We start from the raw sequence: 19,168 nt of genomic DNA on the forward strand, positions 1-19,168 counted from the left end.
TCATGACCGTCGTCACCCGCTTCGCTCCCTCCCCGACGGGCTTCCTGCACATCGGCGGCGCGCGCACCGCCCTGTTCAACTGGCTCTATGCCAGGAAGACCGGCGGCAAGATGCTGCTGCGCATCGAGGACACCGACCGCCAGCGGTCGACCACCGAGGCGATCGACGCCATCCTCGACGGCCTGTCCTGGCTCGGCCTCGGCTGGGACGACCAGACCATCTATCAGTTCGCCCGCGCCGAGCGGCATGCCGAGGTGGCGCGCCAGTTGCTGGCCGCCGGGCGCGCCTATCACTGCTACGCCACCCCCGAGGAGCTCGACGAGATGCGGGCCCTCGCCATGAAGGAAGGCCGTCCGCCGCGTTATGACGGGCGCTGGCGCGACCGCGATCCCTCCGAGGCGCCCCCCGGCCTCAAGCCGGTGATCCGGCTGAAGGCCCGCCAGGACGGCGAGACCGTGGTGGACGACCTCGTCCAGGGCCGCGTCGTCATCCCCAACAAGGACCTCGACGATCTCGTCCTGCTGCGCTCCGACGGCACGCCGACCTACATGCACGCGGTCGTCGTGGACGACCACGACATGGGCATCACCCACATCATCCGCGGCGTCGACCACCTGACCAATGCCGCACGTCAGACGCAGATCTACGAGGCGCTGGGCTGGCCGGTGCCGGCCATGGCCCATATCCCGCTGATCCATGGGCCGGACGGCGCCAAGCTCTCCAAGCGCCACGGGGCGCTGGGCGTCGAGCAGTACCGGGCGCTGGGCTACCTGCCGGAGGCGCTGCGCAACTATCTCGTGCGCCTCGGCTGGAGCCAGGGCGACAAGGAGTTCTTCTCCACCGAGGAGATGATCGAGGCCTTCGACCTCTCCGCCGTCGGCCGTTCGCCGGCGCGCTTCGACTTCGCCAAGCTCGAGGCGGTGAACGGCCACTACATCCGTCACGCCGCGGACGACCGGCTGCTCGCCGCCATCGACGACATTCTGCCCCATATCGAGGGCGGGCCCGACATCGCCGCGGCGCTGACCCCCGCCCGCCGCGCCCAGGTGCTGAAGGCGATGCCCGGTATCAAGGAGCGCGCCAAGACCGTCCTCGAACTGATCGACGGCGCCGGATTCATTCTGGCCAGCCGCCCGCTCGCCGTCGACGACAAGGCCGCCGCCCTGCTCTCGCCGGAGGCGCGCGGCCACCTCGCTGCGCTGCACGAGCGCCTCGCGGCCCTGCCCGAATGGACCGCTGCGGCGACCGATGCCGCGGTGCGGGCCGAGGCCGAGGCGCGCGGCGTCAAGCTCGGCATGCTCGCTCAGCCGCTGCGCGCGGCGCTGACCGGCCGCACCACGTCTCCCGGCATTTTCGACGTGCTGGAGGTGCTTGGCCGCGAAGAGAGCCTCGCCCGCATCGCCGACCAGATGCCGGCCTGAAGGCGTCATACCTATGTCGCACGGCGGGGCCTACGCAGCCCCACGTGCTTGCCGCATGGTCAAAAAGCGTCTATCCGGTCATGACGGCGCGACGGGTGCTCTGCACCATGGGCGGGCACGCATATTCAGATAGGAAATTCAAGGGGTTGCCGATGTCCGCAAGTGCAAAGACCGCGACACTCACTCTTGGCGACAAGACCATCCCGCTGCCGATCTCCAACGGCACCGTCGGCCCGTCCACCGTCGATATCGGCAAGCTCTACGCCCAGACCGGTATGTTCACCTACGATCCCGGCTTCACCTCCACGGCGAGCTGCGAGAGCAAGATCACCTATATCGACGGCGACGAGGGCGTGCTCCTCTATCGCGGCTACCCGATCGAGCAGCTCGCCGAGCACGGCGACTTCCTTGAGACCTGCTACCTGCTGCTCTACGGGGACCTGCCGACCGCCGCCCAAAAGGCCGATTTCGACTACCGCGTCACGCACCACACCATGGTGCACGACCAGATGAGCCGCTTCTTCACCGGCTTCCGCCGCGATGCCCACCCGATGGCGGTGATGGTGGCGGCCGTCGGCGCCCTCTCGGCCTTCTACCACGACTCCATCGACATCGCCGACCCGCACCAGCGGATGATCTCCTCGATCCGCCTCGTGGCGAAGCTGCCGACCCTGGCCGCCATGGCCTACAAGTACTCGATCGGCCAGCCTTTCGTGTATCCGCAGAACTCGCTCGACTACGCCTCGAACTTCCTGCGCATGTGCTTCTCCGTGCCGGCCGAGGAGTATAAGGCCAATCCGGTCCTCGCCCGCGCCATGGACCGCATCTTCATCCTCCACGCCGACCACGAGCAGAACGCCTCGACCTCGACCGTGCGCCTCGCCGGCTCGTCGGGCGCCAACCCCTTCGCCTGCATCGCCGCCGGCATCGCCTGCCTCTGGGGTCCGGCCCACGGCGGCGCCAACGAGGCCGCGCTGAAGATGCTCGGCGAGATCGGCTCGGTGGAGAACATCCCGAAATTCGTCGCCAAGGCGAAGGACAAGAACGATCCCTTCCGCCTGATGGGCTTCGGCCACCGCGTCTACAAGAACTACGATCCGCGCGCCAAGATCATGCAGAAGACCTGCCACGAGGTCCTCGGCGAACTCGGCATCAAGGACGACCCCCTGCTCGACGTCGCGGTGGAGCTGGAGCGCATCGCCCTGTCGGACGAGTATTTCATCGAGAAGAAGCTCTATCCGAACATCGACTTCTATTCGGGCATCACCCTGAAGGCCATGGGCTTCCCGACCGACATGTTCACCGTGCTCTTCGCCCTCGCCCGCACCGTCGGCTGGATTGCCCAGTGGAAGGAGATGATCGAGGATCCGCAGCAGAAGATCGGCCGCCCGCGTCAGCTCTATACGGGCGCGACGCGCCGCGACTATACGCCGATCTCCCGGCGCAAGTGATCGCCGGCCATCCCGGTCACGACGTTCGGCGGGGCGCTTCGGCGCCCCGTTTCATTGGGAGGCGGCGGCGAGGACGATCCGCGCCGCCTTGACGCTCGGCGCCTCGTCCGCAAAGCCCATGATGGCGTCGAGCCCGGCGAAGGCCTCGACCTGGCGCTGCCGTTCCGGCCCCTCGGCGATGATCGCCGCCAGCGCCGCCGAGACCGCCTCCACCGTCCCGTATTCCTGCAGGAATTCCGGCACCACCTTCTCGCCGATCACCAGGTTGGCGAGAACGGCCGTCTCCGCGGTGATCAGGCGGCGGGCGATCTGCGCCTCCAGCCAGCCGGTGCGATAGGCGACCACCTGGGGAACGCCGGCCACGGCGAGTTCCAGCGTCACCGTTCCTGAACAGGCGAGCGCGGCGCGCGCCGACCGGAAGGCGGCGAACTTTTCGGCCTCCCCCTCGACGATGCGCGGCTTCACCGGCCAGGCCGACACCTCGCGGGCGATGAGGTCGCGATGCTGCGCCACCGCCGGCAGAACCCAGTCGATGGGGCCATGGCCAGCCTCCACCCGCGCCAGGACGGCGGCGTAGAGCGGCGACAGCCTGATGATCTCGTTGCGCCGGCTGCCGGGCAGCACGAGCACCCGCGGCGGTGTCGCATCGCGCCGCAGCGCCTCCTCCGGCCCCGGCCTGATGTCCGCGAGCCGCTCGCTGATGGGATGGCCGACATAGGTGGTCGGCGGGCCGCCGAGCCTGCGGTGGACCTCCGGCTCGAAGGGCAGCAGCGCGAGGAGATGGTCGACATAGGGACGCATCTCCGCGGCGCGCCCCGGCCGCCAGGCCCAGACCGTCGGCGACACGTAGAAGACGATGGGAATGTCAGGTCGCGACCGGCGCACGTGCCGCGCCACGCGGCGGTTGAAGCCCGGCGCGTCGATCAGCACCAGCACGGCCGGCGGCCGCTCGAGGATCGCCGCCACCGTCTCGCGGATGCGCCTCAGCACCCGGGGGATGTGGACGATGATGGAGGTGAGGCCGAACAGGGCGATCTCGGCCATGGGAAAGCGCGAGGCGAGACCGCGGGCCTCCATGCGCCGGCCCCCGACCCCGCGGAAGGCGACCGGGCCGCCATGGCCCGCCACCACGGCATCCATCAGGTGCGCGCCGAGTTGGTCGCCCGATTCCTCCCCCGCCACGATGAAGACGTCGAGCGCGCTCATGGCGTCTCGCCGGCCGAGACGCCCGTGACGAAGAGCCCGTGCCGGTCGGCGAGGCGGATGACTTCCTGCACGTCGACCACCAGCGTCGAACCGGCAACCACAGCGATGCCCTTGAGCCCGGCAGCGGCGGCCTTGGCCACTGTCCCCGGGCCGATGGCCGGCATGTCGATGCGCCGGTCCTGTTCGGGTTTCGGCGCCTTCACGAGGATGCCGCTGCCGCGAGGCCACTTCAGCCGCCCGGCGGCGAGCATGGTGGCGCAGCGATCGAGCATCCCGTCCGTACCCTCTGCGCCCTCCACGGCGACGATGCGGCGGCTGCCGATCACCATGCCCTGGCCGACATCGTAGGGGCCGAGGGCGGCAATGGCCTGGCGTGCCAGCGCGATGTCCTCCTCGTCGGCCTCGGACGGCCGCAGCGCCCCGAGCGGCCCCTTGGGCATCAACAGTTCCGGGGCGACCTCGTGCGCGCCGAGCAGGCGAAACCCGTGGCGCTCGAAAATGCCGGCAATACCGCGCAGGAGATGGTCGTCGCCGCCGCGAAACAGCCGCACGATGTCCGGCAGCACGCGCAGGCCGCCGAGATCGGGAACCGTGGTCCAGAGGTTCGGCCGCACCAGGGAGCCGATCAGCACGAGGTCGCGGCATCCGGCCTTCTTGGCCTGGGCCACCATGGCGCCGAACTGGCCGATGCCGATCCAGGCATGGGGATAGGCCTCGAGATCCGGCCCGGCGATCCCCTTGAGCAGCAGGGCGAAGACGGGGCGCCCCTGGGCGGTGGCCGCCCGCGCCAGCGCCAGGGGAAAGCTCCCCGCTCCCGCGATGATGCCGAGCGGGCCGGTCTCACTCATCGGCGGCGGTGGGCCCCGTCCCGGCCACCCGGGTCTTCTTCGGCGCGGCCATCATCACCGGCCGCTTCTCGCCGGCCTCGATGAAGGCGATGAGGCGTCCGGCGGCGGGATGGTCGCGATAGGCCGCCGTGGCGTCGGCGAGACGCTCGGCGAAAGTGCCGACGCCGTAGAACAGCGTCTCGTAGCAGGCGCGCACCGTGCGGACGTCGTCGCGGCTGAGGCCGCGCCGCTTCATGCCGACGACGTTGAGGCCGATCAGCTCGCCCGAGGTGCCGTTGGCGCCGAAGGCCATGCCGTAGGGGATGACGTCGTCCTTCACGCCGGTGACGCCGCCCACCATGGCGAAATCGCCGATGCGGGTGAACTGGTGCACCGCGCAGAGCCCACCGAGGAAGACGTAATCGCCGACCTTCACATGGCCGCCGAGGGTCGCCGCATTGGCGAAGATGACGTTGTTGCCGACCCGGCAGTCATGGGCGACATGGGCATAGGCCATGAGGAAGCAGCGGTCGCCAAGCACGGTGGCGCCGGTCTTCGGCGTGCCGCGGTTGATGGTCACGCTCTCGCGGATGACGCAGTCCTCGCCGATGCTCGCCGTCGTCGGCTCGCCCTTGTAGGAGAGATCCTGCGGCGCCGTGCCGATGGAGGCGAAGGGAAAGACCTCGCTGCGGGCGCCGATGCTCGTGTGGCCGTCCACATTGACGTGGGAGTGGAGCGTCACCCCGTCGCCGAGCTCCACATCCGGCCCCACGGTGCAGAAGGGGCCGACGCGGACCCCCTGCCCCAGCCGGGCCGCGGGGGCCACATAGGCCAGGGGATGGATCTCGGTGGCGCGGCTCGTCATGGGTCAGGCGTCCGCCAGCATGGCCGAAAGTTCGGCCTCCGCGACCAGCTTGCCGTCGACCTTGGCCTCGCCGCGGTAGAACCAGATGTTACGCTTCTTGGCGATCTTCGTCATGTGATACTCGATCCGGTCACCGGGGGTCACCGGCTTGCGAAACTTGGCCTTGTCGATGGTCATGAAGAAGACGAGCTTGCCGGTCCCGCCCACCGAGGTGAGCGCCATGACGCCGCCGGTCTGGGCCATGCCCTCGATCATCAGCACGCCGGGCATGATCGGATTGCCCGGAAAATGGCCCATGAACTGCGGCTCGTTGGCGGTGACGTTCTTGATGCCGATGCCGAACTCGTCGCCGCGGATGTCGACGATCTTGTCGATGAGCAGGAACGGATAGCGGTGCGGCAGCACGCTGAGGATCTTCTGGATGCCGGCCGTATCGATGCTGGTCGTCGTCTCGTTCATCGTCAGGAAGCCCCCTCGTCCCTGTCGGCAGGCCGGGCACGGGCCAGCCGTTCCACCGCGGCGATCTCGCGGAACCACTCCCTCACCGGCTTGGCCGGCCGGCCGCCCCAGCGCGCCCCGTCGGGCACATCATCCTTGACGATGGAGGTGGCGGCAATCTGCGCCCCGCTGCCGATCGTCACGTGGTTGTTCACCCCGACCTGGCCGCCCAGCATGACGAAGTCCCCGAGCCGGGCCGAGCCGGAAATGCCCACCTGGCTGACGATGACGCAATGGCGTCCGATCTCGACGTTGTGGGCGATCTGCACGAGGTTGTCGATCTTGGTGCCCTCACCCACCACCGTGTCCAGCACATGGCCCCGGTCGACGGTCGAATTGGCGCCGATCTCCACGTCGTCCTGGATGATGACGCGGCCGACCTGCGGCACCTTGGCGTGCTTGACCCGCCCGAGTTCGAAGCCGAAGCCGTCCTGGCCGACGCGCACCCCGGCATGGAGGATGACGCGGTTGCCCACCAGCGCGTGGACCAGCGAGACATGGGGGCCGATCGCGCAATCGCGTCCGATCCTCACGCCCGGCCCGACGACGCAGCCCGCCGCCAGCAAGGTGCCGGAGCCGACCTCGGCCTGCGGGCCGACGACCACGCCGGGATCGACCACCACGCCGGGTTCGAGCCGCGCCGAGGGATGAATCATGGCGCCCGGCGATATGCCCGTGGCGCCGAACAGGGATTGCGGCCGCAGCGCCTGCGGATAGAGCTTGCGCGACACCTGGACGAAGGCCGCATGCGGGTGCGGCACGACGATGGCCGCGACCCCCGCCGGCACGAGGTCCCGCTGCCTTGCGGACACCAGACAGGCCGCCGCCCGCGTCGCCGCGAGCTGGTCGCCGTATTTCGGATTGTCGAGGAAGGTGAGGCTGTCGGCGGCCGCGTTGGACAGCGCCGAGACGCGGCCGATGACGCGATCGCCGTCGCCGCCGGCCCATTCGGCCTTCAGAAAAGCCGCGACCGAGGCGACGGTCATCGCCTCGGCCGGAACGAGGAACTGGGGTTCCGTCATGATCATCCCGCCAGGGACCGCAGCGCCCCTGGCTCCAGGGACGCCGTCGGTCAGAATCGCGTGCCGCCCGAGAAGCGGAAGGCCTGCGTCTGGTCGCCCCTCGCCTTGGACAGGACGAAGGAATAATCGAAGCGGATCGGGCCGAAGGGCGAGTTCCACAAGAGGCCGACACCGACGGACGAGCGGATCTTGTGGGCGTCCGATCCGTCGAGCGTGACAGGAAGAACGGCGCCGCCCGTATTGTACGAGGTGATGCCGCTGTAGCCCCAGACCGAGCCGGCATCCGCATAGAGGGCGCCGCGCATGCCGAAATCCTTCGGCAGGAAGGTGATCGGGAAGGTCACCTCGGCGGAAGCGCCCCAGTACATGGTGCCGCCCACCGCGTCGGCCGCCCGGTCTAGACCCACGCCGGCCGCGGCGTTGCGAATGGCGAAGTCACGCGGGCCGATACCGGCGGTCTGGAAGCCGCGGACGAGCTCGGGGCCCATGAAGAACTGGTCCACCGAGTCGAGCTTGCCGCCGAGGCCGGCGATGTGGCCGCCCTGGACGCGCAGCATGGCGATCCACTCGTTGGTCAGGTCGTGATAGTAGCGCGCGTCACCCGTGGTGCGGATGAAGCGGGCGTTGCCGCCGACGCCCGCCACGTCCTGGCGCAGCTCGGCATAGAGGCCCTGGCTCGGGTTGATGGCGCGATCGAGGTTCGAATAGATCAGCGAGTAGCCCAGCATCGAGATGAAGCGGGTCCTGCCGTTGATCGCCCGCAGCGCCGACGACACTTCGCCGTCGTGCAAGCAGCTGTAGGGCGTGCCCGTGACCGTCGTGCCCACGCTGCCGTCCGCCTGCACATAGGCCGGGCCGACCGCCGTGCCGGCCGCGAGGGCCCGCGGGTCGGTCGCCTCGTAATAGGAGATGGTGCCGTTGTTGTTGTACTGGGTCAGCGCGCCGCCATAACCCGTGTAGCAGTTAACCTGATCGTCGTTGATCCGGATCCGCTGCGATACCGCGCTGTAACGCAGCTGCACCGCGAACTGCTCGGTGATCGGGATGCCCAGGCGCAGAGTGCCGCCGTAAGAGGTCGACTCGTAGGGCTGGTAGGTGGCGCGGCTGGTGTGCCGGTAGAACAGGTCGAAGCCGCCCGACAGACGGTAGTCCATCAGGAAGGGCTCGGTGAAGGAGAAGTTCACGCCGCGCGAGCGCTGGCCGAACATGCCGCCGAGGCGGACGAACTGGCCGCGGCCGAGGAAGTTGCGCTCCTCCACCGAAGCCTCGGCGATGAAGCCGTCGGCGGTGGAGTAGCCGCCGGCGATGGAGAAGGCGCCCGTCGGCTGGTCCTGAACCTCGACGTTGACGATGACGCGGTCGGCGGCCGAACCCGGCTCGGTGGTGATCTTCACTTCCTTGAAGAAGCCGAGGTTCTTCAGGCGGCGCTCGGCGCGGTCCACCAGCACGCGGTTGTAGGCATCGCCCTCCGCCATGTCGAACTCGCGGCGGATGACGCGGTCCTGGGTGCGGGTGTTGCCGCGCACGTTGATGCGCTCGACGTAGACGCGGGGGCCTTCCTCGACGACGTAGACGAGGTTGACGGTCAGGGTCGAGGGATCGCGCTCGCCGCGGGGGCGGACAGAGGCGAAGGCATAGCCGCGGCGGGCGACCTCGAGGGTCACGTCCTCGAGCGTCTTGTCGACGAGTTCGACATTGTAGACCGCGCCCGGCTGGGTCTTCACGGCACCGCGCAGCGTGGCGCCGTCGACGTCGCGGATGTTCGACTGAACGTCGACCGCGCCGATCCGGTACTGCGGACCTTCCTCGATCTCGATCGTGATGTTGAACGTGTTGGCGGCCTGGTCGAAATCGGCGCGCGCCGAGAGGATGCGCATGTCGACGTAGCCGGCGCGCAGATACAGGCGGCGGATCGCCTCCTGATCGGCATTGAGGCGGTCGGCGTCATAGACGTCGTTCGACTTCAGCCAGGACAGGATGCCGGTCTCGGCGGTCGACATCACGTCGAGCAGGCGCTGGCGGCCGAAGGCGTTGTTGCCGACGAAATTGATGGCCCGGACGCCGGCCTTCTTGCCCTCGGTGATCTCGAAGACGAGGTCGACACGGCCGTTCGGCTGTTCGATGGTCTTCGGAACGATCTCGACCTCGTAGCGGCCGGTGCGGCGATAGACGTCGTAGAGGCGCTGGGTATCGGACTGGACCGTGGCGCGGGAGAAGGTGCCGCGAGCGCGGGACTCGATCTCGCCCTGCAGCTGCTCGGTCTTCAGGCGGCGGTTGCCCTCGAAGACGACGCGGTTGATCACTTCGTTCTCGGAAACCTGGACGACCAGGCGGCCCCCCTGGCGGCTCACCCGCACATCGCGGAACAGGCCGGTCGCGTACATGGCCTTGATGGCCTCGTCGACGCGGGCGGCGGTCAGCGGCTCACCCGGGCCGGTGCGGAAATAGGAGCGGACCGTATCCGCCTCGATGCGGCGGTTGCCCTGCACGACGATGCCGCTCGCCGACTGCGCATTCACCTCAGTCGAGAGCACCATGCCCGCGGATGTGGCCATCACCAGGCCCACCGCGGTCATCGTCCCTGCGATCACGACCGTTCGGACCGTCCGAGCGAAAGAAGTCATGAAGCACGCGCCTGTCTGTTTGGTATGTCGGTTTCACGCGAACGCGAACCACCCGTGGATTCCGCCCGGGCGACACGCTTGTAGCCGGTTTGTCCGGGAGTGCAAACCGCACCTCCCGGCCCCGGCCGGTTTTTCGAAGTCCGTTGCCGGTTCGCCACGCTCGCCATCAGCCGACGAGCCCCCGGATGTCGTTCCAGGTGGCGAAGATCATCAGCATCAGCACCAGCGCCAAACCGAAGCGGAACGCCATTTCCTGGGCTCCCTCGCTCATCGGCCGGCCGCGAATGGCCTCGATCGCGTAGAAGACCAGATGCCCGCCGTCGAGCATCGGGATGGGGAAGAGATTGAGCAGGCCGATCGACACGGAGATGAGGGCCGCGAGGCTCAGAAGCGCCACGAATCCGATCTGCGCCGCCTCGCCCGAGACCTGGGCGATTCTGATCGGGCCGCCGAGTTGATCGGCGCTCTGCGTGCCCATTACGACACCGCCGAGATAGGCGAAGGTGCGTTCGACCACGAACCAGGTCTCCTTCACACCCATCCAGGTGGCGGTGAAGGGATCGTAGCGGCGGATCTGCGTGTCGCCCGGCTGGTTGGAGCGCGAAATGCCGAGCCGGCCGATCCGGTGGGTGCCGCCGAAACGGTCCTTGAACTCGAAGACGGTGGGCACGGCGGTGAGGTCGACCTCGCGACCGTCGCGCTGCACCTTGATGGCGAGCCGCTCGCCGGCGCTGGAGCCGACGATGCGCTGCATGTCGGAGAAGCTCTCGATCGGCCGGCCGCCGATGGCGAGGACGAGGTCGCCCGGCTGGAACCCGGCGCGCTGCGCGGCGCTGTCGGCGACGATCGTCTCGACGCGCGGCTGGGTGATCGGCTTGCCGAACAGCGTGAAGACGCCGGCGAAGATGACGATGGCGAGGATGAAATTGGCGATGGGCCCGGCCGCCACGATGGCGGCGCGCTGGCCGATCGACTTGTGGAAGAAGCTCTCCGAGCGCTGCTCGTCCGTCATGGCGGACGCGGTCTCGAAATCCGGCTTCGAAGCGGCGTCGGCGTCGCCGTAGAACTTCACGTAGCCGCCGAGCGGGATGAGGCAGAGTTTCCAGCGGGTGCCGTGACGGTCGTTGAAGCCCACCAGCTCACGCCCGAAACCGATCGAGAACACCTCCACGCGGACGCCATTGCGGCGCGCGACCCAGAAATGCCCGAGTTCGTGGAAGAACACCACGACGGTCAGGACGAACAGGAACGGAATGATGGTCCAGATCAGGGTCTGGCCCCATCCGCCCAGAGCGGAAACGACGTTCATTGCGATGTCCCATGGGTCTGAACCGCGGAAATCCGAGACTCATACCCTCCCACGTTCAAGATGCCGCAGCCCGCGCGTTAAGCATAGTGGCCCTCGCCCGGTGTCGTGCGGCATGGTCAATCAACCATAAATCGTCCAATGTGGCCGGAGCGGGGCCGACCCCCTCCTCGGCCAGCACGGCCTCGACGAGGGGCGCTATGGCGGCAAAGCCGATGCTCCCGGCCAGGAAGGCCTCCACCGCCACCTCGTTGGCGGCGTTGAGCACCGTCGGCGCCCTGCCCCCGGCGGTCATGGCCTCGATGGCGAGGCGCAGCGCGGGAAACCGCACCAGATCCGGTTCCTCGAAGGTGAGGGTCGCGATCGCGGCGAAATCCAGCCGTCTCGAAGGCCCGTCGATCCGCTCCGGAAAGCCGAGGCAATGGGCGATGGGCACCCGCATGTCCGCCGCCCCGAGCTGCGCCACGATGGAGCCGTCGCGATAGCCGACCATGCCGTGAACCACCTGCTGCGGGTGGATCAGCGCCTTCAGCCGCTCCGGCGGCAGCGAGAACAGGTGGTGCGCCTCGATGAGTTCGAGCCCCTTGTTCATCAGGCCGGCGGAATCCACCGTCACCTTGGCGCCCATGGCGTAATTGGGGTGCTTGAGCGCATCCTCGGGCCGCGCCGCAGCGATCGCCGCCGCGTCCCAGGTGCGGAACGGCCCGCCCGAGGCGGTGATCCAGACCGTCTCCACATCCTCCATGCGTGAGCCCGCCAGGGCCTGGAAGACGGCGTTGTGCTCGGAATCGACGGGCAGGATCGCCACCCCCCGCGCACGTGCCGCGCCCATGACCAGGGCGCCGGCCGCCACGAGGCTCTCCTTGTTGGCGAGCGCCACCGTCGTCCCCTGCCCGATCGCGGCGAGCACGGGCTCGACGCCCGCCGCGCCCGAAATCGCCGCCACCACCATATCGGCGGGCCGCGCCCCGGCCGCGGCGACGGCCGACGGCCCTGCCGCGGCCTCGATGCCGCTGCCCGCCAGAGCCTCCCTCAGGGCCGGATAGGCCGCCTCGTCCGCCACGGCGGCGAACCGCGCGCCGTAGTCGAGGGCGATGCGGGCGAGCCCGGCCGCGTCACCGTTCGCCGTCACCGCCTCGAGGGAAAAGCGGTCGCGGTGCCGCGCCACGAGATCGAGCGTGCTGGTTCCGACGGAGCCGGTGGCGCCGAGGATGGAGAGCCGGCGCATGCCCCTCACCACAGCAGGAGGCCGGCCGCGGGATTGCCGATCCCGCCCCGCATCAGGCCGAGCGCCGCGGCCGCCACCGCCGCGACGAGGAAGCCGTCGAGCCGGTCCATGACGCCGCCGTGCCCGGGAATGATCGAACCGGCATCCTTGGCCGCGAAGCGTCGCTTGACGGAGGATTCGAAGAGGTCGCCCCCCTGGCTCAGCGCCGCGATGACCCAGGTGGCGACGGCGAGGCCGAGACTGAAGGGAATGCCGGCGAGCCTCACCACCACCAGGGCGATGGCCGTGCCGATCAGCGTGCCGCCGATGAAGCCCGACCAGGTCTTCTTCGGCGACAGCCGTGGCCACAGCTTCGGCCCGCCGATGGAGCGGCCGGCAAAATAGGCCGCGACATCGGTGCCCCAGACTACCGCGAAGAGCCAGAGGATGGCGACGAAGCCGAGATTGTTGTCGTCGCGCAGGATGGTGGGGCCGAGCACGACGGCCGCCGCATAGAGGAGGCCGGCGATGGCCCAGCGCGAGCGCCCCTGGGGGCTGAGCGCCAGCGCCACGCCCGCTCCGGCACCGAGCGCCACCATGGCGAAGCCGGGATTGAGGAAATAGCGTTCGAGGCCGAGCGCCACCGTCAGCGCCACGAGTTCGCCCGCATAGAGCACCGCCGGCGCGCCGGGCAGCACCAGCCGGTTCCATTCCCACAGGACGAGCGCCGCGCCGCACAGCCACAGGATGGCGAAGGGCCAGTCGCCCAGCCAGGCGGTGAAGATGGCGACCGGGATAAGGACGAGCGCGGAGACGATGCGCTTCATCAGATCGGGATCGGAAAAGGCGCCGGCGGGGCGCTGGTCGGGGCGCATGTCAGGCGCCGACGGAGCCGAGGCCGCCGTAGCGGCGCTCCCGACGGCCATATTCGGCGAGGGCCTCCACCAGCGCCTCGCGGCCATAGTCGGGCCAGAGGATCGGCTGGAACACGAGTTCCGCATAGGCCGACTGCCACATGAGGAAGTTGGACAGCCGCATCTCGCCGGAGGTGCGGATGACGAGGTCGGGATCCGGCACGCCGGCCGTGGCGAGCCGCGCCTCGATGGCCTCGGGAGTGATGCTGTCGACCGTCCGCTCGCCGCGCGCCACCTCGGCCGCGAGGGCGCGGGCCGCCGCGGCGATCTCCTGACGCGAGCCGTAGTTGAAGGCGACGATCAGCGTCTGCCGGGTGTTGGCCTTGGTCAGCGCCTCCGCCTCGGTCAGCAGCAGGCGGATGTCCGGCTCCAGGCTGTCGCGATCGCCGGCGATGCGGACGCGCACACCGGCCTCGTGCAGTTCGGCGAGGTCGTTGCGGATGAAGCGCTTGAGCAGGCCCATCAGCGCCGACACCTCGGTGGCCGGACGGGACCAGTTCTCCGAGGAGAAGGAATAGACGGTGACGATCTCGATGCCGATTTCGCGTGCCGCGCGCAGGGTCCGGCGCAGGGCGTCGACGCCGCGACGATGCCCCTCGATCCGCGGCAGGCCGCGCTGCTTCGCCCAGCGGCCGTTCCCGTCCATGATGATGGCGACATGGCGTGGCAGCGCCGCGGGCGCCGCCACGGCGGCACCCGGTTCCGAGGCCAGGCCCTGTCGATCCACCATGGTCATGTCCGTTCCCGCACTCAGACCGTCATGATCTCTTTTTCCTTCTGCACGAGCAGTTGGTCGATCTCGGCGATGTGCTTGTCCGTTTCCTTCTGGACCTGATCGGCGGCGCGGACGTTCTCGTCCTCGCTCATCGAATGATCCTTCTCCTTGGCCTTCAGGATGTCCATCCCGTCGCGGCGGATGTGCCGGATGGCGACGCGGGCGCCCTCGGCATATTTGTGCGCCACCTTGACCATATCTTTGCGGCGGTCCTGGGTCAGTTCCGGGATGCGCAGGCGGATGACCTGGCCCTCGGTCTGCGGATTGAGGCCGAGGCTCGACTCGCGGATCGCCTTCTCCACCGGACCCACCATGGAACGGTCCCAGACCTGCACGGACAGCAGCCGCGGCTCCGGCACGCTCACCGTGGCGACCTGGTTGATGTGCATCGACTGGCCATAGGCCTCGACCTGGATCGGATCGAGCAGGTTCGGCGAGGCGCGGCCGGTGCGCAGCGTGCCCAGTTCATGTTTGAAGGATGCGATCGAGCTCTGCATGCGACGCGTGAGGTCGCCAAGATCGAAGGTCGGGGACGCGGCCATGGGGTACGCCTCTTGAAATTTGCGCGGGAGATCCGCGGGAAGGACACGGACGCGGTCAGACGGTGACCACGGTGCATCGGCCCTCGCCCGCCAGCACCGACGCGACGGCGCCGGGGGCATCGAGGGAGAACACGATTATCGGAAGACGGTTCTCCCGGGCAAGCGCGAAGGCGGCCGTATCCATCACCTTGAGATCGCGGGCGATCGCCTCGTCGGCGGTGATCTGGTCGTAGCGGACGGCCGCGGGATCGCGCTTGGGGTCGGCGGAGTAGACGCCGTCGACATTGGTCCCCTTCAGCACCACGTCGCAGCCGAGTTCCACCGCCCGCATGGTGGCGGTGGTGTCGGTCGTGAGCAGCGGCACGCCGATGCCGCCGCCGAGCACGACGATCTTGCCGGCGGCGAGATGGGCGAGCGCATGGCGCACCGTATAGACGTCGAGCGCCTCTGGCACCGGCTCGGCGGAGAGCGCGACCGCGGGATGGCCGAGAGCGGTGATCTGGCCGGCCAGCGCGATGGCGTTCATCACCGTGGCGAGGCGGCCGATGGCGTCGGCATCGACCCGGCCGAGGCCGATCCCGGCGATCTGCCGGCCGCGGAAGATGTTGCCGCCGCCCACGACCACTGCGATATCGGTGCCCGCCTTCGCCGCGGCGATCAGGTCCTCGGCGATGGCCTTCACCGTCGCCGGGTCGAAGCCGAACTCCTGGTCGCCCGCCAGTGCCTCGCCGGACACCTTCACCAGCGCGCGCCTGTAGCGTGGCCCGGCCATATCGTTCCCCCGATTCGCGATCATTGTCTGGAAGCTTGCGTCAGCCGGGTTTAGCGCAATGCCCGCCGCGCGCAACCGTCCAGACGCCGCGGCCGAGGGTCCCTTGGCATCGTGCTGATACACGATATAGGCTGACCCTCCCGCCCGTCCGCAGGAAAGGCCGCGCCATGCCCCAGCCCAAGGCCAGCGTCGCCGTCGTCGGAGCCGGCGACCATATCGGTGCCGCCATCGTCCGCCGCTTCGCCGCCGGCGGCTATGCGGTCTTTGCCGGCCGGCGCAACGGCGACAGGCTCGCGGCCCTCGAGCAGGAGGTCGCCGCCGCCGGCGGCACCTGTTTCGGCCGCAGCCTCGACGCTCGCCGCGAGGACGAGGTCGCCACCTTTCTCGCCGAGGCCGATGGCCACGCACCGCTGGAGGTCTGTGTCTTCAACGTCGGCGCCAATGTCCGCTTCCCCATCCGCGACACGTCGGAGCGGGTGTTCCGCAAGGTCTGGGAGCTCGCCTGCTACGGCGGGTTTCTGACCGGTCGCGAGGCGGCGCGGATCATGGTGCCGCGCGGCCGCGGCTCCATCTTCTTCACCGGCGCCACGGCGAGCCTGAGGGGCGGCGCCGGGTTTGCTGCCTTCGCCAGCGCCAAGTTCGGCCTGCGCGCGGTGGCCCAGAGCATGGCCCGGGAGCTCGGACCGCAGAACATCCACGTCGCCCATCTCGTCGTCGACGCCGGCGTCGACACCCCCTTCGTGCGGAATCTCCGGCGCGAACGCACCGGCCGCGACGAGGTCGCGGCGGACGAACTGATGAACCCCGCATCCATCGCCGAGACCTACTGGCAGCTCCACGGCCAGCCCCGCGATGCGTGGACACACGAACTCGACATTCGCCCCTGGGCGGAGACATGGTGACGGACATTCCTGCCGACGATGAGGCCTCCATGCCGCTGACCGGACCGAAATTGGTCGAGTTCCATTTCGATCTCGGCAGTCCCAATGCCTATCTCGTCCACAAGGTCCTGCCCGCCCTCGCCGCCCGCACCGGTGCCACGGTCCGCTACGTGCCGGTCCTGCTCGGCGGAATCTTCAAGGCGACGCACAACCGCTCGCCCTTCGAGGCCTTCGCCGGCATCCGCAACAAGCTCGCCTATGAGAGGCTGGAGATTGCCCGCTTCGTCGCCCGCCACGGGCTGCCGGAATTCAAGATGAACCCCTATTTCCCCGTCAACGCCCTCTTGCTGATGCGGGGCGCGGTGGCCATGGACAAGCAGGGGCGGCTCGCGCCCTACGCCGAGGCGGCCTTCCACCACATGTGGGAGGAGCCGAAGAAGATGGACGATCCCGCCGTCTTCAAGGCCGCCATGGACGCCTCCGGCATCGACGGCGCGGCTCTGCTCGAGGCGACGCAGGCCCCGGACGTCAAGGCGGCCCTCATCGCCAACACCGAAGCCTCCGTCGGCCGGGGCGCCTTCGGCGTGCCGACCTTCTTCATCGGCCGCGAAATGTATTTCGGCAAGGATCGCCTGCGCGACGTCGAGGAGGCGCTGGCCGGCTGACGCGGTGCGCCCACGAAAAAGGGGCGGTCGCCCGCCCCTCTGTTCGTCCGCAATGATGGGTCGCGTCAGCTCTTCAGGCCGGCCTGCGCGGCGACCTCGGCAGCGAAGTCGCTCTCCGCCTTCTCGATGCCCTCGCCGAGGGCGAAGCGGGTGAAGGCCTTCAGCTTGATCGGCGCGCCGACCTTGCTCTCGGCTTCCTTCAGCGCCTGGGCCACCGTCTTGCCGCCGTCGTGGATGTAGATCTGCTCGAGGAGGCAGACCTCCTTGGCATAGGTCTTGATGCCCGACTCGACGATCTTGGCGATGACGTTCTCCGGCTTGCCGGCGTTCTTCTCGGCGAGGATCGCCTTCTCGCGGGCGACCACGGCCGGGTCGAGACCCTCGGCGTCCAGCGCCAGCGGATTGGCGGCGGCGACATGCATCGCCACCATGCGGCCGAGGGCGGCGAGCTCGTCCTTGGAGCCGGTCGATTCGAGCGCCACCAGCACGCCGATCTTGCCGAGGCCCGGCTCGACGGCGTTGTGGATGTAGCTGCCGACGACGCCGTCGGAGACCGAGAGCACAGAGGCGCGGCGCAACGTCATGTTCTCGCCGATCGTGGCGACCGCCGAAGCGATGGCGTCGGCGACCGTGCCGCCCGTGGCGGCGGGAGCGGCGAGGATCGCGTCGACCTCGTTGCCGGTCTTCAGCGCCACGTCGGCGATGGCCTTCACGAGGTTCTGGAACTGCTCGTTGCGGGCGACGAAGTCGGTCTCGGAATTGACCTCGACGACCGCGGCCTTCGGACCGGCGGTGACGATGCCGACGAGGCCCTCGGCGGCGACGCGGCCGGCCTTCTTGGCGGCCTTGGACAGGCCCTTCTTGCGCAGCAGGTCGACCGCGGCCTCGATGTCGCCGCCGGTCTCGTTCAGCGCCGACTTGCAGTCCATCATGCCTGCGCCGGTCATCTCGCGCAGTTCCTTGACCATCTGGGCGGTGATGTTCGCCATGGGGCCGTCCTCGAATTGAAAGTCTGTGTGGGGAAGGGAAACGGCCGGCCCGCGGGAGCGAGCCGGCCGGAACTCAGAACCGATCTCCGCCCAACACGGCTTTCGTGTCGCGCGGATGACGCCGGCCGGCAGCCTGGATCAGGCGGCTTCGGCCTCGACCAGCGTCTTGGCCTGGTCGATCCAGCCCTGGACGCGGCCCGGCAGGCCGACGCTGTCGCCGATCTCGGCGGCGTCGGAGGCGGTGAAGCCGGCGATCTGCCAGAAGTGGAAGATGCCGAGGTCGTTGAGCTGCTTCTCGATGTCGGGCGACACGCCGGTGAGCTTGATCAGCTCGTCGGCGGGCCCACGCGGACCGGCGAGACGCTCGACGCCGGCGGGAGCGGCGGCCTCGGGCAGGTCCTCGACCATCGGCTTCTCGGAGGCGCCGAGATCGATGCCCGACGAGCCCTGGGCGCGGCCGATGCCGTCGATGGCGGCGCGGGCGATCAGGTCGCAGTACAGCGAGATGGCGCGGCCGGCGTCGTCATTGCCCGGGATCGGATAGGTGATGCCGTCCGGATCGCAGTTGGTGTCGACGATGGCGACCACCGGAATGCCGAGGCGCTTGGCCTCGAGGATGGCGATCGCCTCCTTGTTGGTGTCGATCACGAACATCAGGTCCGGCACGCCGCCCATGTCCTTGATACCGCCGAGGGCGCGCTCTAGCTTCTCCTTCTCGCGGGCGAGAGTGAGGGCTTCCTTCTTGGTGTAGCCGGCGCCGCCCGAGGCCAGCGCCTCGTCCAGCTTGCGCAGGCGCGAGATCGAACCGGACACGGTCTTCCAGTTGGTCATCGTGCCGCCGAGCCAGCGGGAGTTGACGTAATACTGGGCGCACTGCTTGGCACCGGCGGCGATCGCCTCCTGGGCCTGGCGCTTGGTGCCGACGAAGAGCACGCGGCCGCCCTTCGCCACCGTGTCGGACACGGCGACGAGCGCGCGATGCAGCATCGGCACGGTCTGGGCGAGGTCGAGGATGTGGATGTTGTTGCGGACGCCGAAGATGTACTGATTCATCTTCGGGTTCCAGCGGTGGGCCTGATGGCCAAAGTGGCAGCCAGCTTCCAAAAGCTGACGCATGCTGAAATCGGGCAGCGCCATGGGTCTTCTCCGGTTGTGCCTCCGCGGACTATGGCCGGCCTCGGGTGAGGCTCCGTCGCCACCGGA

Annotated in this window: 18 protein-coding genes; 4 read left to right on the forward strand and 14 right to left on the reverse strand. The window is 68.9% G+C overall.

The features are described from left to right. The first annotated feature begins 2 nt into the window (after positions 1-2). The gene (gene gltX, locus C6569_RS07775) at positions 3-1,421 is read left to right on the forward strand and encodes a glutamate--tRNA ligase (protein WP_181313950.1); all 1,419 of its coding nucleotides are present in this window, start codon (positions 3-5) and stop codon (positions 1,419-1,421) included. A gap of 152 nt (positions 1,422-1,573) precedes the next feature. Continuing rightward, positions 1,574-2,872, forward strand: a complete 1,299-nt coding sequence (gltA, locus tag C6569_RS07780; RefSeq protein WP_106748312.1) for a citrate synthase — start codon at positions 1,574-1,576, stop codon at positions 2,870-2,872. A 51-nt stretch (positions 2,873-2,923) separates the two neighbouring features. On the opposite strand, the gene lpxB is transcribed toward gltA, so the two are convergent. From lpxB to pyrH, 12 genes are all read right to left on the reverse strand, one after another. After that, positions 2,924-4,078 carry a lipid-A-disaccharide synthase gene (lpxB, locus tag C6569_RS07785; RefSeq protein WP_106748313.1) on the reverse strand — a complete coding sequence of 385 codons (1,155 nt, stop codon included), beginning with the start codon at positions 4,076-4,078 and terminating at the stop codon, positions 2,924-2,926. After that, positions 4,075-4,926 (reverse strand): LpxI family protein, encoded by an 852-nt coding sequence (locus C6569_RS07790; protein ID WP_106748314.1) that lies wholly within the window; start codon positions 4,924-4,926, stop codon positions 4,075-4,077. Before C6569_RS07790 ends, lpxB begins: the two co-directional genes overlap by 4 nt. After that, on the reverse strand, positions 4,919-5,770 hold the full coding sequence (gene lpxA / locus C6569_RS07795; RefSeq protein WP_106748315.1) for an acyl-ACP--UDP-N-acetylglucosamine O-acyltransferase: 852 nt from the start codon (positions 5,768-5,770) through the stop codon (positions 4,919-4,921). The genes C6569_RS07790 and lpxA overlap by 8 nt, the downstream gene beginning before the upstream one ends. 3 nt (positions 5,771-5,773) lie before the next feature. Further along, positions 5,774-6,229, reverse strand: a complete 456-nt coding sequence (fabZ, locus tag C6569_RS07800) for a 3-hydroxyacyl-ACP dehydratase FabZ (RefSeq protein ID WP_106748316.1) — start codon at positions 6,227-6,229, stop codon at positions 5,774-5,776. A gap of 2 nt (positions 6,230-6,231) precedes the next feature. Continuing rightward, positions 6,232-7,290, reverse strand: coding sequence for a UDP-3-O-(3-hydroxymyristoyl)glucosamine N-acyltransferase (gene lpxD, locus C6569_RS07805; RefSeq protein ID WP_106750944.1), 1,059 nt, complete (start codon positions 7,288-7,290; stop codon positions 6,232-6,234). 50 nt (positions 7,291-7,340) lie between these two features. Further along, the gene (bamA, locus tag C6569_RS07810; RefSeq protein ID WP_245898267.1) at positions 7,341-9,845 is read right to left on the reverse strand and encodes an outer membrane protein assembly factor BamA; all 2,505 of its coding nucleotides are present in this window, start codon (positions 9,843-9,845) and stop codon (positions 7,341-7,343) included. A gap of 235 nt (positions 9,846-10,080) precedes the next feature. Beyond that, on the reverse strand, positions 10,081-11,223 hold the full coding sequence (gene rseP, locus C6569_RS07815) for an RIP metalloprotease RseP (RefSeq protein WP_106748318.1): 1,143 nt from the start codon (positions 11,221-11,223) through the stop codon (positions 10,081-10,083). A 55-nt stretch (positions 11,224-11,278) separates the two neighbouring features. Next, positions 11,279-12,448 carry a 1-deoxy-D-xylulose-5-phosphate reductoisomerase gene (gene dxr, locus C6569_RS07820; RefSeq protein WP_106748319.1) on the reverse strand — a complete coding sequence of 390 codons (1,170 nt, stop codon included), beginning with the start codon at positions 12,446-12,448 and terminating at the stop codon, positions 11,279-11,281. Between the two features lie 5 nt (positions 12,449-12,453). Further along, positions 12,454-13,302, reverse strand: coding sequence for a phosphatidate cytidylyltransferase (locus C6569_RS07825; protein WP_106748320.1), 849 nt, complete (start codon positions 13,300-13,302; stop codon positions 12,454-12,456). Position 13,303: 1 nt separating this feature from the next. Beyond that, positions 13,304-14,071 carry an isoprenyl transferase gene (locus tag C6569_RS07830; protein ID WP_281260399.1) on the reverse strand — a complete coding sequence of 256 codons (768 nt, stop codon included), beginning with the start codon at positions 14,069-14,071 and terminating at the stop codon, positions 13,304-13,306. Between the two features lie 20 nt (positions 14,072-14,091). Next, on the reverse strand, positions 14,092-14,658 hold the full coding sequence (gene frr, locus C6569_RS07835; protein ID WP_106748322.1) for a ribosome recycling factor: 567 nt from the start codon (positions 14,656-14,658) through the stop codon (positions 14,092-14,094). A 55-nt stretch (positions 14,659-14,713) separates the two neighbouring features. After that, complete coding sequence (gene pyrH, locus C6569_RS07840; RefSeq protein ID WP_106748323.1) at positions 14,714-15,430, reverse strand: UMP kinase; 717 nt, start codon at positions 15,428-15,430, stop codon at positions 14,714-14,716. Between the two features lie 167 nt (positions 15,431-15,597). Between pyrH and C6569_RS07845 the strand changes: the two genes are divergently transcribed. Together C6569_RS07845 and C6569_RS07850 are read left to right on the forward strand one after the other, a co-directional pair. Then, positions 15,598-16,332, forward strand: a complete 735-nt coding sequence (locus C6569_RS07845) for an SDR family NAD(P)-dependent oxidoreductase (RefSeq protein ID WP_106748324.1) — start codon at positions 15,598-15,600, stop codon at positions 16,330-16,332. Next, the gene (locus tag C6569_RS07850; RefSeq protein ID WP_342750260.1) at positions 16,329-16,976 is read left to right on the forward strand and encodes a 2-hydroxychromene-2-carboxylate isomerase; all 648 of its coding nucleotides are present in this window, start codon (positions 16,329-16,331) and stop codon (positions 16,974-16,976) included. The genes C6569_RS07845 and C6569_RS07850 overlap by 4 nt, the downstream gene beginning before the upstream one ends. 65 nt (positions 16,977-17,041) lie before the next feature. On the opposite strand, the gene tsf is transcribed toward C6569_RS07850, so the two are convergent. Together tsf and C6569_RS07860 are read right to left on the reverse strand one after the other, a co-directional pair. Further along, positions 17,042-17,965, reverse strand: coding sequence for a translation elongation factor Ts (gene tsf, locus C6569_RS07855; protein WP_106748325.1), 924 nt, complete (start codon positions 17,963-17,965; stop codon positions 17,042-17,044). A 138-nt stretch (positions 17,966-18,103) separates the two neighbouring features. Next, a complete protein-coding gene (locus C6569_RS07860; protein WP_106748326.1) occupies positions 18,104-19,102 on the reverse strand; it encodes a 30S ribosomal protein S2 in 999 nt (332 codons plus the stop codon). Between the last annotated feature and the right edge of the window lie 66 nt (positions 19,103-19,168).

Source organism: Phreatobacter cathodiphilus, assembly GCF_003008515.1.
GTDB classification, from domain to species: domain Bacteria; phylum Pseudomonadota; class Alphaproteobacteria; order Rhizobiales; family Phreatobacteraceae; genus Phreatobacter; species Phreatobacter cathodiphilus.